This window comes from Bradyrhizobium sp. MOS002 (genome assembly GCF_003020115.1).
GTDB lineage: Bacteria > Pseudomonadota > Alphaproteobacteria > Rhizobiales > Xanthobacteraceae > Bradyrhizobium.
The window spans coordinates 1-16,726 of record NZ_PYFX01000037.1 but is presented as its reverse complement, the minus strand read 5'-3'; the positions used below and the strand labels follow the sequence as shown (position 1 = coordinate 16,726).

Annotated in this window: 16 protein-coding genes; 11 read left to right on the top strand and 5 right to left on the bottom strand. The window is 65.6% G+C overall.

Going from position 1 to position 16,726, the window contains the following annotated elements:
- Positions 1 to 556: 556 nt before the first annotated feature.
- From C7G41_RS35865 to C7G41_RS38100, 8 genes are all read left to right on the top strand, one after another.
- Positions 557 to 2,209, top strand: a complete 1,653-nt coding sequence (locus tag C7G41_RS35865) for an NAD-dependent malic enzyme (protein WP_106946935.1) — start codon at positions 557 to 559, stop codon at positions 2,207 to 2,209.
- A gap of 330 nt (positions 2,210 to 2,539) precedes the next feature.
- The gene (locus tag C7G41_RS35855) at positions 2,540 to 2,932 is read left to right on the top strand and encodes a BlaI/MecI/CopY family transcriptional regulator (protein ID WP_106946933.1); all 393 of its coding nucleotides are present in this window, start codon (positions 2,540 to 2,542) and stop codon (positions 2,930 to 2,932) included.
- Positions 2,929 to 5,448, top strand: coding sequence for a M56 family metallopeptidase (locus C7G41_RS35850; RefSeq protein ID WP_106946932.1), 2,520 nt, complete (start codon positions 2,929 to 2,931; stop codon positions 5,446 to 5,448). The genes C7G41_RS35855 and C7G41_RS35850 overlap by 4 nt, the downstream gene beginning before the upstream one ends.
- Positions 5,449 to 5,615: 167 nt before the next feature.
- A complete protein-coding gene (locus C7G41_RS35845) occupies positions 5,616 to 7,082 on the top strand; it encodes a DUF1800 family protein (RefSeq protein WP_106946931.1) in 1,467 nt (488 codons plus the stop codon).
- A gap of 2 nt (positions 7,083 to 7,084) precedes the next feature.
- Positions 7,085 to 8,335: a DUF1501 domain-containing protein gene (locus C7G41_RS35840; protein ID WP_106946930.1), complete on the top strand. Its 1,251-nt coding sequence runs from the start codon at positions 7,085 to 7,087 to the stop codon at positions 8,333 to 8,335.
- Between the two features lie 30 nt (positions 8,336 to 8,365).
- A complete protein-coding gene (locus C7G41_RS37550) occupies positions 8,366 to 8,533 on the top strand; it encodes a hypothetical protein (RefSeq protein WP_158268083.1) in 168 nt (55 codons plus the stop codon).
- A gap of 151 nt (positions 8,534 to 8,684) precedes the next feature.
- Positions 8,685 to 9,200, top strand: a complete 516-nt coding sequence (locus C7G41_RS35835; protein ID WP_106946929.1) for a septal ring lytic transglycosylase RlpA family protein — start codon at positions 8,685 to 8,687, stop codon at positions 9,198 to 9,200.
- A gap of 112 nt (positions 9,201 to 9,312) precedes the next feature.
- Positions 9,313 to 9,468, top strand: coding sequence for a hypothetical protein (locus C7G41_RS38100; RefSeq protein WP_199198788.1), 156 nt, complete (start codon positions 9,313 to 9,315; stop codon positions 9,466 to 9,468).
- Positions 9,469 to 9,489: 21 nt separating this feature from the next.
- Here the strand turns inward: C7G41_RS38100 and C7G41_RS38095 are convergent, their stop codons facing one another.
- The 3 genes from C7G41_RS38095 to C7G41_RS35820 form a co-directional block, all read right to left on the bottom strand.
- Positions 9,490 to 9,795 (bottom strand): hypothetical protein, encoded by a 306-nt coding sequence (locus C7G41_RS38095; RefSeq protein WP_199198787.1) that lies wholly within the window; start codon positions 9,793 to 9,795, stop codon positions 9,490 to 9,492.
- 88 nt (positions 9,796 to 9,883) lie between these two features.
- The gene (locus C7G41_RS35825; RefSeq protein ID WP_106946928.1) at positions 9,884 to 10,156 is read right to left on the bottom strand and encodes a hypothetical protein; all 273 of its coding nucleotides are present in this window, start codon (positions 10,154 to 10,156) and stop codon (positions 9,884 to 9,886) included.
- Between the two features lie 130 nt (positions 10,157 to 10,286).
- The gene (locus C7G41_RS35820; protein ID WP_106946927.1) at positions 10,287 to 12,977 is read right to left on the bottom strand and encodes an alpha/beta hydrolase fold domain-containing protein; all 2,691 of its coding nucleotides are present in this window, start codon (positions 12,975 to 12,977) and stop codon (positions 10,287 to 10,289) included.
- A gap of 227 nt (positions 12,978 to 13,204) precedes the next feature.
- On the opposite strand from C7G41_RS35820, the gene C7G41_RS35815 reads away from it, so the two are divergent.
- Positions 13,205 to 13,414: a hypothetical protein gene (locus tag C7G41_RS35815; protein WP_106946936.1), complete on the top strand. Its 210-nt coding sequence runs from the start codon at positions 13,205 to 13,207 to the stop codon at positions 13,412 to 13,414.
- Between the two features lie 80 nt (positions 13,415 to 13,494).
- Positions 13,495 to 14,955: a carboxylesterase/lipase family protein gene (locus C7G41_RS35810; protein WP_106946926.1), complete on the top strand. Its 1,461-nt coding sequence runs from the start codon at positions 13,495 to 13,497 to the stop codon at positions 14,953 to 14,955.
- A 17-nt stretch (positions 14,956 to 14,972) separates the two neighbouring features.
- Here C7G41_RS35810 and C7G41_RS35805 read toward each other — a convergent pair whose 3' ends face one another.
- Complete coding sequence (locus C7G41_RS35805) at positions 14,973 to 15,152, bottom strand: hypothetical protein (RefSeq protein ID WP_106946925.1); 180 nt, start codon at positions 15,150 to 15,152, stop codon at positions 14,973 to 14,975.
- 159 nt (positions 15,153 to 15,311) lie between these two features.
- Here C7G41_RS35805 and C7G41_RS35800 point away from each other — a divergent pair, with 159 nt between their 5' ends.
- Complete coding sequence (locus C7G41_RS35800; RefSeq protein ID WP_106946924.1) at positions 15,312 to 16,106, top strand: class III extradiol ring-cleavage dioxygenase; 795 nt, start codon at positions 15,312 to 15,314, stop codon at positions 16,104 to 16,106.
- Between the two features lie 96 nt (positions 16,107 to 16,202).
- On the opposite strand, the gene C7G41_RS35795 is transcribed toward C7G41_RS35800, so the two are convergent.
- Entirely contained in the window at positions 16,203 to 16,463 is a 261-nt protein-coding gene (locus C7G41_RS35795) for a SemiSWEET transporter (protein ID WP_106946923.1), read from the bottom strand.
- Between the last annotated feature and the right edge of the window lie 263 nt (positions 16,464 to 16,726).

The window sequence follows — 16,726 nt, the reverse complement described above, 5'->3', positions numbered from 1 at the left end:
GTCCATGGCATGGTGTCCTCCCTCGAATCTTTGCAAATCCGAAGGAATCACAGGCCAGCCAAAGCCGCTCACCCTTTTCCGGTCAGGCTCTGAGGAGCCCGCGAAAGCGGGCGTCTCGAAGGATCGCCGCGGGTGAGATCGCGCGGGCTTGTTCCGCCTCTCCCGCTTGCGGGAGAGGCCGACACGCCCCGGGCGATGCGCAGCATCGTCCCGCGCGCGGCGGGTGAGGGCTCTCACCACACAGGGAGATCCGCCGCGATTCTCGACAGTCCCGACGCGGAGATACCCCCACCCCAACCCTCCCCCGCAAGCGGGAGAGGGAGCTCCGCCGCCAACGCCGCGCGTCTTGCACACTATGGGCGATAGCCCTCAGATGAGAGGAGGACGACCTGCTTCGCGACGTTAACCTTTTCGCGCGTACGACGGCCGATCTGTCACGAAAATCTCGCTGCGGTGCGGGATCACAATCCTTGCCGCGGTTTTCTGCGTCCTTGATCTCAGCTGAACGCTGGCCGACAATGCCTGCCCTTCAATAAGAAACTCCCTGGGGGAATTCGTGAATAGACCTGCTCGGGTCAGCGCCCATTCGACATCGTCCGATTCCGTGCACGGCATGGCGCTGCTGCGCGATCCCCTGCTCAACAAGGGCACTGCCTTCACCGCGCAGGAGCGCGATGCGCTCGGACTTCGCGGCCTGCTGCCGCCTTGCGTGCTGACGATGGAGACCCAGGTCGAGCGGGTGCTCGTCAACCTGCGCACGCTGCCGACCGATCTCGAAAAATATGTCGCGCTGAATGCCTTGCACGACCGCAACGAGGCGCTGTTCTTCCGCGTCGTCGTCGACAATATCGACGAGATCCAGCCGATCATCTACACGCCGACGGTCGGGCTCGCCTGCCAGAAATACGGCCTGATCTTCCAGCGCCCACGCGGCATGTTCATCTCCTCGCGGGATCGCGGCCAGATCGCCGAGATCCTGAAGAACTGGCCCTATCCGGCCAAGCTGATCGTCGTCACCGATGGCGAGCGCATCCTCGGCCTCGGCGATCTCGGTGCCAACGGCATGGGCATTCCCGTCGGCAAACTCTCGCTCTATTCGGCCTGCGCCGGCGTGCATCCGGAAACGTGCCTGCCGATCGTGCTCGACGTCGGCACCAACAACGAAGAGCTGCTGAAAGACCCGTATTATCTTGGCTTGCGCGAGCGGCGGCTCACGGGCGAGGCCTATGACAGCTTCGTCGACGAGTTCATGGTCGCCGCGCGAAAGACCTTTCCGGGTGTGCTGATCCAGTTCGAGGATTTCGCCAATCATTCGGCATTCAAGCTGCTGCACAAATATCGCGACGAGGCTTGCGTCTTCAACGACGACATCCAGGGCACGGCTGCGGTCGCGCTCGCCGGCCTGTTTTCGGCGCTGCGCGTCAACGGCGGCAAGCTGAAGGACCAGCGCATCCTGTTCCTCGGCGCGGGCGAGGCCGCGACCGGCATCGCCGATCTCGTGACGTCCGCGATGATGGCGGAGGGCGCCTCGGAGGCGGAAGCGCTCCGCCGCAACTGGCTGGTGGATTCCCGCGGCCTCGTCGTTGGCGGCCGTGAAGGCCTGTCCGGCCACAAGCTCCGTTATGCCCATGCCGACCAGGCGCCGATCGCCGACTTCCTCACCGCGATCAGGACGCTGAAGCCGACGGCGATCATCGGTGTTGCCGCGGTCGGCGGCGCGTTCACGCCCGATGTGCTCAAGGCGATGGCCGAGCTCAACGAACAGCCGATCGTGTTCGCGCTCTCCAATCCGACCTCGAAGGCCGAATGTTCGGCGGAGGATGCCTACCGCTACACCGAGGGCCGCGCGCTATTTGCCTGCGGCAGTCCGTATGACCCGGTCAAGCTCAACGGCCGCACCTTCGTGCCGCGCCAGGGCAACAACTCCTACATCTTCCCGGGCGTCGGCCTCGGCGTCATCGCCAGCCGCTCGCGGCTCGTCACCGACGAGATGTTCATGGCGGCCGCCCATACGCTCGCCGATTGTGTCGGCAAGGACGATCTTGCGCAAGGCAGCCTCTACCCGGCGCTGCCGCGGATCCGCGAGGTCTCGGTCCGCATCGCTGCCGCCGTCGCCGATGTCGCCTTTCAGCGCGGGCTCGCGGACGGCCCCGCGCCCAATGACGTGAAGGGCCTGGTTCAGTCCCAGATGTACGAGCCGAAATACTAAAGCCTGATGACTTTTGATTGCCTCGATCTGGCGGCTGGCTCAGTCACCTCTCCCGCTTGCGGGAGAGGTCGGCGTGCCCGGGCGATGCGAAGCATCGTCCCGCGCGCCGGGTGAGGGCTCTATCCTCTTGGGGAGTCCCACTGCGGAGACACCCTCACCCCAACCCTCTCCCGCAAGCGGGAGAGGGAGCGCACCGCCCTCGCAGGCCGCAACCCGCCCCGGTTAGGTCAGCACGCGATACCATTTCAGGTGGAAACGCCGTTGCGCGGCGCGGTCCTATATGCGACGCTCTGTAGCGTTACAAGAAAATTCGAAACAAGGTCAGGTGCCATGGACGATCGTTTGCCCGAACTGGGCGACCTCGAGCACGAGGTCATGCAACTGGTTTGGGCCCATGGTCCTGTCACGGCCGAAATCGTGCGCGAGAAGCTGTCGCGTCGGCTGAAGGAATCGACCGTCCGCACGGTGCTGCGCAGGCTGGAAGAAAAGGGCTATGCTCGGCACACGGTGGACGGACGCACCTATGTCTACCACGCAGCCGAAGCGCGCGCGCGGGTTGCGGCCAAGGCGGTGCAGCGCATCGTCGACTGGTTCTGCAACGGCTCGATGGAGGAGGTCCTCGTCGGCATGGTCGACAATGCGATGCTCGACCAGCAGCAATTGCGCACACTGGCCGACCAGGTAGCCAAGGCGAAGAAAGCGAGGGGAGTGAAGAAAGAATGATCGCAACTCTGGCGGAGGCGGCGCTGCGCTCCCTTGTGCTGGGAGGCGTCGTCTGGTTCGGCCTCAACATGTTTCGCGTGCGCAATCCGCACGTCCACATGACGGCGTGGGTCGTCGTGCTGCTGGCATCGCTGGCGATGCCCTTGGTGATGCATTGGCCGACGGTCACGATCACCCGGCTGCCATTGCCGGTATCCATGCCGGATGATGTCCTGCCCGCTGACATCTCTATGTTCGAGATGCCGCAGCCCATGCAGCCGATCGCGCCCGGCACGGCGATTGCTCCGCCGGCGAAGAGCGGCGTCTCGATCAACTGGTGGCTGGTCGCCACAATCGTCCATGCCGGCGTCGCCAGCCTGTTGCTGCTGCGGCTGGCCATCGGCGTCTGTCTGACCTGGCGGCTCGCGCGCGCGGCAAGGCCGATCAACGCTCCGCCCATGCTCGACGCCGATGTGCGCGTCAGCCGCGACGTCGGCGGTCCCGTCACGTTTGGCTCGACCATTCTGGTGCCGCCGCAATTTGCCGGCTGGGAGCCGAAGAAGCGCCTCGCGGTGCTCGCGCACGAGGGTGCGCATGTCGCCAACCGCGATTTCTATATCCTCTTGCTCGCCTCCCTCAATCGCGCCGTGTTCTGGTTCAGCCCGTTCTCGTGGTGGCAGCTCGCGCGACTTGCCGAACTTGCCGAGATCATCAGCGACGCCGAGGCAATCGAGGTGATCGACGACCGGCTGTCCTATGCGGAAATCCTGCTCGATTTTGCCAGCACGGTAAACCCGCGGCCGGTCGAGCTCGCGATGGCGCGGGCCTCGACCGTGCGCGCCCGCGTCGAGCGCATCATCGCGACCGCCGCGATGCCCGTCGCGGTCGGCTGGCGCAAGCGGCTGTGGATCGCGGCCGCGATCGTCCCGGCCGTGATCGTGTCCGCCGGCATGATCGCCTATCGCACCCCGGACGCGGCGCCCGGCGTCGCCGATAGCGGCGAGGTGCCGGCCCGGCATTACCGCCCCTTCGTCAATTTCTACACCATGGGCCCGGCCTCGGTGTTCGCGATCTTCCGCGAAGGCGACGAGCTCTACGGCCAGCTCACCGGGCAGCGCCGGCTGCGCCTGACGGTCGGCAGTGACGGCACCGCGTCCTACATGGCTTCGTCCGGCGAGATCACGTTCCCGCTCGATGCGGAACGTCGCTCCTCCGAACTGATGCTGCGGATCAACGGCCGCGACGTGCGCGCGGTTCGCGTCGCCGAGATGCCGACGCCGACGACCGAACCTGCCTCGCTCGATCAATATGTCGGCTGGTACAGGATTGCGCCGAACCGCGTGCTCACCGTGCGCCGCGATGGCGACCGTCTCCAGGTGCAGGAAACCGTGCAGGGCCGGGCGGCGCTCCTCACTGAGGGTGCCGACGTCTTCTCGATCCACGGCGAGAACCTCCTGATCTTCCTGCGCGACGAACAAGCCAAGGTCTCGCGCGTGCTGGTGCAGAACGCGGTCTTCGGCGCCCGTCTCGCGCCACGGATCGACGCGGCGGTGGCGCAGGCGATCGAGGCCGACTTCGCGCGCCGTGTCGCGGAAGTCCCGGACCGTTTCCGCGAGCAGGTTCCGGTCGCAGGTGGCAAGGACATGATCCTGCGTGGGATCGAGGATCTGCGCCGCGGCACGCCGAACTACGATCGCATGAGCGCGGCGCTGGCTGCCAAGATCCAACGTCAGCTCAGTGAAACGCAGGCGACGTTCGTGGCGCTCGGTGCGGTGGAATCGATCTTCTTCCGCGGCGTCGGGCCCGGCGGCTACGACATCTATGGCGCCAAGTTCGAGAACGGCACGGCGGAATTCCGCCTGCTGCTCGAGCCCGACGGCAAGGTCGGCGACGTACTGTTCCGGGCCGACGGCAATGACGAGCTCGGGGGCATCGTGCCTTGCGCGGATGAGGCGAATGTGCGCGGCCGCGCCGGCGCCTCGCCGATCCGGATCATGGTCTATAACGAGATGGGCGACGACATTCGCGTCTTCAATCTCGATGCCGACGGCAATCGCAAGACACAGAGCGTCGTCAGGCCCAACATGAGCTGGGCTTCCACCACCACCGTGAACAATCCGTGGGTGATTGCCGACAAGTCGGGGCGCTGCCTCGAGGTCCTGATGCCGGGCCGGCAGACGCGCTTCCACAATGTCGAGGCTTTGAGCCTCGGCGCGCGTCCGGGCCGCGCGGCGCGGCGCGCCGTTCCGATCGCCAATGGCGAGGAGATGCTGCGCCGCTACATCGAGGGCGTCGGCAAGGGACAGCCGGACTACGAGCGCATGACGTCGGAGGTCGCCGACATCACGCGCGCGCAGCTTCCGTTCGATCAGGCGATTCTGACGCGGCTCGGTGAGTTGCGTGCGGTCTCCTTCCGCGGCGTCACCGCGCTCGACAGCGACATCTATGTCGCCCAGTTCGCCAATGGTTCGGCGGAATGGCGCATCGGCGTCAGAAACGGCACGATCACGAAGATCGCGCTCGGGCCCAATTTCTAGGACGATCGCCGCCGCCGGTCTGCGGGTCCGGTGGCTCCCGAGTTGTTGATGGCGCTCGCTCAATCTCCGCTTGCCGGTCCTCGCCGTGAGTGCTACGATTTGTAGCATTACGGTTCGTAGCTTAACGTCGACGCCGTCGGCAGGCTTGAAAGAATTGGGCGACCGCCATGAGCAGTTCTGCAAAGGCCGATTCTGTGCTGGCGCTTCATCGCTTCGGGATGGGGCCGCGTCCGGGATCGATTGCGGCTGTCGGGACCGACCCGCGTGGCGCGCTGATAGCCGAGCTCGACCGGCCGCTCGTCCTGAACGCTGCCGCCAGCCTTCCCTCCAGCGCAAAGGCCTATCGCACCGTGGCCGATGCCAATGCGCGGCGCGCCGCGCGCGCCAAGCAGGCCCAGCAGCAGGCCAAGAAGCAGCAGATCGCCGCAGTGCCTGTCATGTCCGAAGCTCAAGCGCAGACGCAGGGACAAGCGCAGGGTCAGGGAGAGAAGGACGCCGCCGAGATGGCTGCCAAGCAGGCGGCCGACGCCATTCCTGATCCCGGACGTCCGATCTATTTGCAGGAAGCCAAGGTGCGCACGGAAGCTGCGCTTGCCGCCGATATCGGCTTTGCCGAGCGGCTGGTGTGGTTCTGGTCCAACCATTTCTGCGTCTCGGCCAACCGGATCCAGAGCATGTCCGGCGCCTATGAGCGCGAAGCCGTTCGCGCAAATGCGCTCGGCCGCTTCGTCGATCTCCTGCTGGCCGTCGAGGGTCATCCGGCGATGCTGTTCTATCTCGACAATCTTGGTTCGATGGGCGCGAACTCGACGGCCGGCATCAACCGCAGCAGCGGCCTCAACGAGAACTTTGCGCGCGAGATCATGGAGCTGCATACGCTCGGCGTGCGCACCGGCTACACCCAGGACGACGTCATCAGCTTCGCCAATGTGCTGACCGGCTGGACGCTTGTTCCACCCGGGGACAATCCCGAGCATGGCGGCGAATTTACCTTCAACCCGCGGCTGCACGAGCCCGGTGGACAGACCGTGCTCGGCAAGCGCTACGAGCAGGAGGATGCCGAGCAGGGCCGCGCCGTGTTGCGCGACCTCGCCGCGCATCCGGCGACCGCGACCCATGTCGCGACCAAGCTCGCGCGCCATTTCGTCGCCGACGAGCCGCCGCCGGCGCTCGTCGAGAAGATGGCAAAAATCTTTCGCGACACCGAGGGCGATCTCAAGCAGGTCGCGGTTGCGATGGTGTCCTCGGACGAGGCGTGGCGCGGGCCGCCGTCAAAACTCAAGCGTCCGAGCGAGTGGGGCGTCGGCATGGTGCGCGCGACCGGCATCACGACCGTCGATCCCGTCCGCTTCACCGGCGGCCAGGAGCTGCTCGGTGAAGGGCTGTGGCGTCCATCGGCGCCCAAGGGTTATCCGGATGACGAGGCGAGCTGGATCGACGGCGTTGGCCGGCGGCTCGACATCGCCAACAATTTCGCCGAACGCGTCGCGACCACGGCCGATCCGCAAGTGATCATCGAGGACGTCTTCGCATCGGAGATCGCGCCCGAGGTGAAGCAGGCGGTCGGCCGTGCCGAGAGCCGGCAGCAGGCGCTGGCGCTTCTGTTCATGTCGGCGGATTTTCAGAGGAGGTGAGCATGGGCGTCGTCAATCATTTGCCCACGCGGCGCGAGCTTCTGGTCGGGTCCGGCGCGCTGTTCGCGTGGAGCCAGATGCCGCGGATCGCGCGCGCCGAGGGGCGCGATCCGCGCCTGCTGGTCATTGTGCTGCGCGGCGCGCTCGACGGCCTTGGCGCGGTTGCGCCGGTCGGCGATCCCGACTGGATCTCCTTGCGCGGCGATCGCGCGCTGGTGCTGGACGGCAAGACGCCGGCGTTGCCGCTCGATGCCTTCTTCGCGCTCAACCCGGCGATGCCGAATCTGCATCGGCTCTACAAGAGCGGCAAGGCTGCGATCGTCCATGCCACCGCGACGCCCTATCGCGAGCGTTCGCATTTCGACGGCCAGGACGTGCTGGAAAGCGGGCTCGTCAAGCCGGGCATGACCAGCTCGGGATGGCTCAACCGCGCGCTGCTCGCGCTGGAATCCGGCGGGCGTGTGGATCCGCGCGGCAGCCGCGCGCTCGGCATTGGCTCTGTGACGCCGCTGGTGGTGCGCGGTTCGGCGCCCGTCATGACATGGGTGCCGCAGAAATTGTTGCCGGCGAGCGAGGACACGCAGAACCGCCTGCTGGATCTCTACCAGCACACCGACCCGAAGCTCGCGAGCGTGCTCCAGGCCCGCATGAGGCTCGCTTCGCTCGGCGGCGCGCCCGGCGTGGGCGATCCGATGTCCGACGATCCGACCTTGGCGCCGCCCGGCATCGCGCGCGTGCGCGCCTATTTTGCCGAAGCCGCAGGCACCGCCGCGCGCTATCTCGCAAAGCCCGACGGTCCGCGCGTCGGCGCCATGGGCTTCGTCGGCTGGGATACGCACATCGCCGAGGGCGCGGCGTCGGGCCAGCTCTACAATCTGCTCGGCGCGCTCGACGGCGCCTTTGCCGCGATCGAGAGCAACATGGGTGAAGCGTGGCGCGAAACCGTCGTCGCGGTTGTCACCGAGTTCGGGCGAACCGCGCGCATCAACGGTACGCAGGGCACCGACCACGGCACGGGCACGGTCGCTTTCCTGATCGGCGGCGGGCTCAACGGTGGCCGCGTGATCGCGGACTGGCCGGGCATGAAGCCGGCGCAACTGTTCGAAGATCGCGATCTCAGGCCGACCACGGATTTGCGCGCCGTGCTGAAGGGCCTGCTGAGGGATCATCTGCGTGTCGAGGAGAAGGTGCTCGCAGAAGTCGTCTTCCCGGGCAGCGCCGACGTCAAACCGATGGGAGGCCTCGTCGGCTGACGACGCAGCTCTCGCAACCGGATCGGGTTCATGATGTGCACGCTGACACAACGGGAGCTCGACTTTCTCGCCAGCCTGAAAACCGGCTGGCGGCGGCTCTATCGGCGCGAACTCGCGCGGCTCTTGAAGGGCGACGCCGAGCCTGGCGAGGTTCCTCCGGAGACGCGCCCGGTCGTCTGGCGCGTCGTATCGGGGTAGTCCCGCGAGTCTGTCTCGATTCAGGACAAGCCAGTGTGGTGGAATCGCCACAGCTAAACCCGAAACGGCTGCGGCCTCAGGCGCGCTTTCGTTCCGACAAGGTTCTGCCCTCATTGCCGACCGAAACTCGGGGTCGTTCGGAGGGCGCATCATGTCTTGCTTTGCACGTGCCGAAAATGCCCGGATTTCGCCGGCAACCCTGTGCCGGGTCCTGCTCGCCATCATCGGCGCGGCGTCGCTTGCGGCGTGTGCGCAATCGCCGGTCGGCCGTCAGAAAGCCGATCTCGGCACCCACCGCCAAGCCGCTGTCGAACGACCGCACAGGGTGGCGGCGCTGCATCCGCGTCCGATCAGCCGGGCGCGCATCAACGACGGCGACGCCAAGCAAAGCGTCTCGCACGGCGTCGCCAGCTTCTATTCGGATACGGAGACGGCAAGCGGCGAGAGGTTCGACAAGAACGAATTGACCGCGGCCCATCCCAGCCTGCCGTTCGGCACAAAGCTGCGCGTCACCGATGTCTCATCCGGCCGCTTCGTGACCGTCAGGATCAACGATCGCGGGCCGTATGTTCGCGGCCGCGTGGTCGACATCTCTCCCTCCGCGGCCGAGGCGCTCGGCATGGTCGACAAGGGCGTCACCAATGTCCGGCTCGACGTGGTGCGATAATTTGCAGCTGCATCGATCCGAAGCGCTGTGCTTAACCGGCTGTTAGCCGCCTCCAGCCACCATGGATACCCAATCATTCGGGCTCCAGATTGAAGCTCTTGGGAGGTGGCGTTTGAACACGATCCAGTATCTCGAAGATCAGGCCGCACGCGCCGAGCGGCTGGCCAAACGGATCACGGATACATTGACGATCGAAAAGCTCCTGGCCTTCGCGGGCGAACGCCGCCGCGAGATCGAGGTCATCGCCGGCAGGTACCGGCGGGCCTGATTCTCATCATCCCAGGCGCGCTTAGCTGTGGCTCTCGACGAAGTCGCTGAGATAGTCGGGCAACCTGATGCCATCGATGTCGCAGCGCGCCCGGATCTCGCCGGCAACGTCGGTCGAAATGTCCTTCGTCCAGTGCTCGAGCGTGTTGAACGAGATCACCTTGACGGGGTCGTTGAAGCAGCCGGCGACGAGCTCGCCGATCGTGGCATCGAGATCGCTGCGCTCGATACGGATTTCGGTCGCCTTGTCGAGGCGGTCGATCACCACGAACAGGGTCTGGTCTGCGCCATAGGGCACGACCGGGGCTGGCACGCCGGCTTCTAGCATGTGAGGCACTCACGCCTTCGCTTCCGATCACCATCAACGGGAAAAACCGGAAGAAAGTTCCTGCGCGCAGCAAGTGCTTCTGCAAAGATCAGAGAAATTCTCTCAGTCGCGCGAGCTCCGTGATGTGCTCGGGCGAGAGGATGTCCGTGACCAGCGGCGGCTGCGCGATCGTGCGGATCTCATAGAGATGCCTGGTCGCCGCCGGCTTCGCCATGAACGCCGAGATGCATTCGTCGAGCGTGCCTTCGATCACCTGGTAGGACGCTCGGTCCGATCGCCTCTGGTTCGCAAGCGAGGGCCATTTATGCAGCACCGCCAGGACACCAAAATCGACCTTTGAATCCTCAACCACGTCCCCCATCGTCCCGCCTCACGCAAAAAAGAACCCCGGCACACGATCCTGCGTACCGGGGCCTACACCCATTACTGCATCTCAATGCCACAGCATCAAACGCGATGACCGGGAAATGGTTCCCGGCAATTGTTCGCCGTCAGCTCGCGGCCGCCTCGATTTTGTGCCCCGAACTAGTGCGGCCGAGGCCGGTCTCGTCGCCGCGGCTGACCTCGGGTGGCAACCCGGCGAAGCGTCGCAAGGCCTCGGCCATCTGCACCCGGCCCGGCGCGCCGGTGATGATCACGTCCACCATCGTGAAGGACGAATGGAAATGGCCGCGCGCCTTGAGTTGCTCGACCGGGACGCCGGCGGCGGCCATCGCCTCGGCATAGGCGATGCCTTCGTCGCGCAGCGGATCGAATTCGCAGGTGACGACGAAGGCCGGCGGCAAGCCTGCGACCTTGCCGCGGAGCGGCGAGGCGCGCGGATCGGTGCGGTCGGCCGGCGAGCAATAGAGGTCCCAGAACCAGTACATCAGCGAGCGGGTCAGGAAATAGCCGGTCGCATTGTCGTTGTAGGAGGGGCGGTCGAAGGTGCAGTCGGTGACCGGGCAGATCAGGAGCTGGCCCGCGATATCAGGGCCGCCGCGATCGCGTGCAAGCTGACAGGTGACGGCGGCGATGTTGCCGCCGGCACTCCAGCCCGCGACCAGCACGGGGCCCGGCTTGCCGCCGAGCTCGGCGGCGTGCTCGGCGATCCAGCGCGTCGCCGCATAGCCGTCTTCGGCCGCGGTCGGGAAACGATGCTCAGGCGCGTGACGATAGCCGACGCTGACGAGCATCATGCCGGTCCGCCGCACCATGTCGCGGCAGAACGGCTCGTCCGACTGCTCGTCGCCGAGCACCCAGCCGCCGCCGTGGAAATAGACCACCACCGGATGCGGTCCTGATGTTGCCGGCTTGTAGACCCGATAAGGCAGGGGACCGTCGGCGCCGGGCAGCGTGCCGTCGACGATCTCGCCGATCGGCCGTCCGGCGGGACGGCCCTTGTTAAACTCATTGACGAAGGCGCAGGCGCCTTGCGCACCCATCGACTCGATCGGCGGCAGGTTGAGCGACGCCAGCAGGTTCAGCACCAGCCGCACATCCGGCTGCAGGCGCACCACCTCGCCGTCATTGCATTGCGCGGCGACATTGGGGCCGGTCAGCTTGAAGCCGAGCATGCCGCGGCTGACAACCTCGTCGCAGATGCTGCGATAGGGACCGACGCCGCCGGTATAGGGCATCAGGCCCTGCACCTTGCCGGGCACGTTGGCGCCCGTGTACCAGGTGTTGGCGAGCCGGTGCAGCGTCACCATCGAGCAGTCGGCCATGTGCCTGTTCCAGCCGGCCTGCGCCGTCTCGGTCGGCTCGATCGTGGTGAACCCGGCGTCGCGCAATGCTTTGAGCCGGTCTACGACCCAGTCGACATGCTGCTCGATCGACACCGCCATGTTCGACAGCACTGACGGGCTGCCGGGTCCCGTGATCATGAAGAAGTTCGGGAAGCCTTCGACGGTGAGCCCGAGATAGCTCTGCGGCCCCTGCGCCCAGACGTCGGTCAGCGACTTGCCGCCACGTCCGGTGATCGGATGCACGGCGCGGATCGCGCCGGTCATGGCGTCGAAGCCGGTCGCGAACACGATGACGTCGACGTCGACGCTACGCTTGCCTGTGGTGATGCCGCTTGCGGTGATCGTCTTGATCGGCTCCCGGCGCAGATTGACCAGCGTGACGTTCGGCCGGTTGTAGGTCGCGTAGTAATTGGTATCGAGGCAGGGACGCTTTGCACCGAACGGATGATCGTCCGGCATCAGCGCCGCAGCGGTCTCGGGGTCGTTGACGGCGGCGCGGATCTTCTCGCGGATCAGGTCCTGGACGATCTTGTTGCCGTCGACGTCAACGGCCTGGTCGGCCCAGAGCTGCGTTAGGATGTGGACGAGGTCGCCGGCGGCCCAGGCACGTTCGAACCGCTCACGACGCTCGGCATCGCTGAGCTGCCAGCTCACGACGGTCTGCTGCGGATAGGGCACACCGGCCATCGACTGGCGCGCCTGCTCGCGATAGGCGGCGCGGTCGCTCTGGAACAGGTCCCTGCGATCGGCCGGCGCGGGGCCGTTGTGGGCGGGAAGCGCGAAATTCGGCGTGCGCTGGAACACGGTGAGGTCAGCGGCCTGCTCGGCGATCAGCGGGATCGACTGAATGGCAGACGAGCCCGTGCCGATCACGGCGACGCGTTTTCCCGCGAGGTTGACGCCGTCATGCGGCCAGCGGCCGGTGAAATAGACCTCGCCCTTGAAATCCTTAACGCCGTCTATCTCCGGCGGCTTCGGCGCCGAGAGGCAGCCGGTGGCCATGATGTAATGGCGGCAGGAGACCGGCGCGCCGTTGTCGGTGGTGAGCTGCCAGCGTTCGGTCGCCTCGTCCCATTTTGCTTCCGTGACCTTGGTCTTGAAGCGGATGTCACGCCTGAGATCGTAGCGGTCGGCGACGAAGCCGAGATAGCGCAGGATCTCTGGCTGGGCCGCGTATTTCTCCGACCAGGTCCAGGCGGTCTCGAGGTCCGGATCGAAGGTGTAGCTGTAATCGATGGTCTGGATGTCGCAGCGCGCGCCGGGATATCGGTTCCAGTACCAGGTGCCACCGACATCGCCGGCTTCTTCGAGGGCGACCGCCGTGAGGCCGGCCTTGCGCAGCCGATGGAGGAGATAGAGGCCGGCAAATCCGGCACCGACCACGGCAACATCGATCTGCTGGCTGGTTCCGCGCCCCGCGTCAGAGGCACGTGCAGCAACCATTGCATCAGGCATGGCATTCCTCCCGTGTATTTTGTTTTGCCGGCAGGCTATCGCTGCAGGTTCGGCTTGTCATCACGGCACGTGCAATCTTCGGTCACCATTTGCGGCGTCATCATGGCCGCGTGAATGTTGCGGCAGCACACGCATCGCGATGCACAATGGCCGTGATTTCCCGGGCTAATCTTGTACGGTCCGTCTGTGTATGCTTGCGGCTACAAGCCACGCGTATCCAGGGCGTCATGACAGAGTTAAGTGAACGGACCAAAGCGAACATGGACGTCGTCCTGGAGGAGACGTGCCGCCAACTGCCGCACGGCGGCGATCACGACAGCCGCAGGTTCATCGCCGAGCGGCTGATCCAGGCCGCGCGGTCCGGTCACTCCACGCTCGGTGAGCTCGGCATCATCGCACGGCACGCATTGGCGGAGCTTGTCGCCAAGGGGAGCTAGGCGCGGCCGCGGCGCTTGCCTCGCAGCGGGCCACGGACATAACCTGCTTAAACCTTTCCGCGCATCGAGATGCTCCGAAGATGCGGTCCGTGTTCGCGCTTTTTGCGACGTCTCTCGTCCTCTGTTGTGCCGGCTCGGCCGTGGCCCAGCCGGTTGGCCAGTTTCCATTCGCGCTGACGCGGGAAGGCCAGATGCTTGGCGCCGTCGAAGGCGAGGTGGCCTCGTTCAGGGGGCTGGCCTATGCGGCCGCGCCGGTCGGGCCGCTGCGCTGGCGTCCGCCGCAGGCTGCGCCCGAGAGTGCGGAGATGCGCACCGCCTATGCCTATGGCGCGCCGTGTCTTCAGCCCTCGCTGCCGGGATCGAGCGAGGATTGCCTGACGCTGAACGTGTTCCGTCCGTTCGGGGTCGACGGCCCGCTGCCCGTGATGCTGTTCATCCACGACGGCGCTTTCGTCAGCGGCACCGCGAACGATCCGTTGTTCGACGGTGCCAGGCTCGCGCAGGCCGGCCTCATCGCGGTGACCGTGAATTTTCGCCTCGGCGCTCTCGGCTGGCTCAGCGATCCCGCGCTGTCGGAAGGCGGCTCCGGCAATTACGGCCTGATGGACCAGATCGCGGCGCTGCATTGGGTGCACGACAACATCGCCGCCTTCGGCGGTGATCCGAACAATGTCACCTTGTTCGGCAGTGGCGCCGGCGCGACCTCGATCGCGCTGCTGATGCTGTCTGCGCCATCGCGCGCTCTCTTTCAAAAAGCCATTCTGCAATCGGTCCCCGGCCGGACGCGCGTGCGCTCGGCGCAAGAGGCCGAGAGTGTGGGCCGGCAATTCGTGGCAGCGCTGGGGCGACAGGCTGACTTACGCGCCGCCGAGCCACAACGCGTTCTTGCCGTCGAAAAACATCTCCTGGAAAAATCGCCGCGCAGCTTCGCACCGACGATAGATGGAAGTCTGGTGGGCGAGGAGGTCGCCGCAGGCTTCGCGGCCGGGCATGAAAGCCGAATTCCCCTGATCATAGGCTCGAACGACGACGAGACGGGTTTCGACGGCGAGCTGGATATCCGGGAGGAGCTGGCATCGTCAGGGGCCACGAGCGATGAGCTGCGCGGGCTCTATCCTGATCTCGCCAGATCTTCCGGTCGCGCGGCAAGGTTCTACACCGACAAGTTCTTCTCCGAGCCGGTGCGACTGCTGGCGCGCCTGCATGCCGGCAACGGTGCGCCGACCTTTCGCTATCGCTTCGCCTATGTGCCGGAGGCACGGCGTGCAAATCCCGAGGGCGGTCACGGGCGGGAATTGCAGTTCATCTTCGGCGTGGAAGGCATGCCCGGTGCGGGCATCTTGTCACGAGGCGATCGCGAGGTCGCAAATCGCATGCGCGCCTACTGGATCAATTTCGCCAGGAGCGGCGATCCCAACGGCGCGGACCTGCCGCATTGGGATGCCGCCGCAGGCAACGATCGCCTGCTGCTGATCACGAACGATCGCATCGCGAGCGGAGACGACCCCTGGTCGGAGCGCCTGGACCGGCTCGGGCGTTAGGGCTGAATGAGTTGGACTTAAGCCGCGAGCTCGACGCGCGGCGCCGGGCTCAGCCGGTGTTCTTCCAGATGGTCCATCGCGCCATCCTTCTCGACGGCATAGAACTGCTGGCCTTCCTTGGAGCGGTAGGCGGCGCGTACGACGCCGCGGCGGCCCTTGTCACTGTTGACGACGTCCCCCAGCGCAAACTTCTTCATCTCACGTCTCACTTGCCTTCAGGCCGACTCCTTCGGCCACCGCTGGATTGTGGGCGGCAAATCGTTAACGACTTGCTAACCATAGCGGTTTGCCTATGCTTTGGCCGATCGCGCGGGCACCTCGCACGCGCATGCTGTCAACGAGACGAGCCTGCATCCATGACGCGACTCCCAACTCTCTTCCTGTCGCATGGCGGCGGTCCCTGGCCGTTCATGGAGGACAGGCGGGTGCAATATGCGAAGACCGCCGAGGCGTTCGGCCGGCTTCCGCAGCTCTTGCCGGAGAAGCCCAAGGCCGTGCTCGTCATATCAGGACATTGGGAGGCTGACGCCTTCACCGTGTCCACCTCGGCGCATCCGCCGATGGTGTACGACTATCATGGCTTCCCCGAGCACACCTATCACCTCAAATATCCGGCGCCGGGGCGGCCCGAGCTCGCAGCGGAGGTGAAGGCGCTGCTCATTCGCGCGGGCGTCGATTGCCGGGAGGATCCCAACCAGGGCTTCGATCACGGCACCTTCGTGCCGCTCGGCCTGATGTATCCGAACGCAGACATGCCGATCGTGCTGCTGTCGCTGAGATCGAGTTACGACGCGGCCGAGCACATCAAGGTCGGGCAGGCGATTGCCTCGCTGCGGGACGAAGGCATTCTGATCGTCGGCAGCGGGCTCACCTATCACAACATGCGCGGGTTCGGCCGGGTGGAGTCGAAGCCGGTCTCGTATGATTTCGAGGCCTATCTGAACGAGGCGATCAGCCACAAGGATGCGGCGCGCCGCCACGCGATGCTGGTTGACTGGGAGAACGCACCGAGTGCGCGCCTCGCCCATCCGCGCGAAGATCATCTGCTGCCGCTGATGGTGGCCGCCGGCGCCGCCGGCAGCGACGCGGGCAAGCGCGTCTTCGTCGACGAGGTCGCGAACGTCGCGATGGCGTCGTATGTGTTCGGATGAATCGTAGGGTGGATTAGCGAAGCGCAATCCACCATCGGGCCGCAATGAAGGCGGCGGATTACGCCTTCGGCTAATCCGCCCTACGCAACTCCGTACTCACCCGTATTTCAGCTTCATGAACAGGATGCCGCCGGCGAGCACGATGGTGATGGCGTTTGCGGCGACGAGCGGCGCATCGCCCGACAGCAGGCCGTAGACGAGCCAGAGCGCCAGGCCCAGCACCATGACCAGAAACATGCCGAGCGAAATATCGCCGGTGGAGCGGGTCTTCCACACTTTGATGGCTTGCGGCGCGTAGGCCACGGTGGTGCAGGTCGCGGCGGCAAAGCCGATCAGCTTGATCACGAAGGGGTCCATGAGCGCTCTATAGCATTGATTCGACGATGGTCATGGGTCTGGGGCGGTGACCTAGGCGACAGTCCGTGCGCGCGCCTCGTCCTTCGAGACGGCGCTTACGCGCCTCCTCAGGATGAGGCTAAGCAGCACCGGGGCTGTCGAAATCGCTGCCGCGTATTCCGCCCTCATCCTGAGAGCCTGACCGGAAAAGGGTGAGCGGCTTTGGCTGGCCTGTGATTCCTTCGGATTTGCAAAGATTCGAGGGAGGACACCATGCCATGGAC